Here is a 1077-nt window from a genome sequence, read left to right as displayed (position 1 = left end):
TGACCTCGTTTTTCTTAACAACATTACGGATCATACATAAAGTTCTGCGACATTTTTGTGAACTGCTTTTATGGGCATAGTGAGAGTGAGAACGGTGTCGACTAAATGACGCCTTACTAAGCCGAAACTGTGCTGGGTGGCACAAAAAAAGATCTGTGAAATTTCTAAAACGGCTCAGAGAGAGGAGATAAGGTCGCGAACTTCACTACAATGCCGTCGGCTAACTTCCGTTGTGAGGCCATTGCTGAGCTCAATGATGTGCGTACCCGATGCGGATTTTTTGAGTTTTCTAAGATGTTTAGTGTTAACGAGAGTGCTACGGTGCACGCGAATGAAGTGCGGGTAAAGCTCTTCGAGTTCTTTTAAGGTTTGGTTACTTAAGGTTTCGCCTTGCTTATGAATAACATTCACATACTTTTGATCGGCTTTGAATAGCAGTATATCGTCGAGGTCGATCTTTTCTTGGCCATCCCATGTGTTCGCAATAAAGAATGAATCCGCACTTTGACCTGCCTGCAGTACTTTGACAGCCTTTAAATGAGCCTGACTTAATGCTTGTGCTTGGTTCAAACTTTGCAGAAGCTGCTCTTCTCTAGCCGGCTTTAGTACATAACCTATGGCATTCGCTTGAAACGCCTGTAAGGCATATTCGTCATAGGCGGTGCAAAAGATAATTGCTGGTGGCGGTTCAAGCTTTGTGATGTGTTTAGCGGCTTCGATGCCGTCCATTTCGGGCATACGGATATCGAGCAATGCAATATCGGGATATTCCGTTCGCGCTATCTCAACAGCCTGCTGACCATTCCTCGCGAGGCCGCATACCTCGTAACCATCAATACGCTCAATAATGCGGGCTAGCCGATCTCGGGCTAAAGGTTCATCATCTGCAATTAAGATCTTGGTCGCTTCTTTCATATTAATGACTGCTTTGAATTGGAAGCCGGAGCGTTGTGGTAAAGATGTTATTGTGTTGACTTGTCTTCAGAACGGCAGTCTTTTTGTACATAGCAGAAAGGCGATCTGCAATATTCGATAAAGCGATATGATTTCCGTGCGTGTTTTTTTCTGATTCCCCAA

At 44.5% G+C, this 1077-nt stretch carries 1 protein-coding gene; it reads right to left on the bottom strand.

Annotation, left to right across the window (positions count from 1 at the left end):
• Nucleotides 1–174 precede the first annotated feature (174 nt).
• Nucleotides 175–915, bottom strand: coding sequence for a LytTR family DNA-binding domain-containing protein (locus tag A3739_RS14755; protein WP_068474120.1), 741 nt, complete (start codon nt 913–915; stop codon nt 175–177).
• Nucleotides 916–1077 lie beyond the last annotated feature (162 nt).

It is taken from the genome of Oleiphilus sp. HI0067 (genome assembly GCF_001635735.1).
The sequence above is the reverse complement of the archived record's forward strand: the minus strand, read 5'-3'. Positions and strand labels throughout refer to the sequence as shown.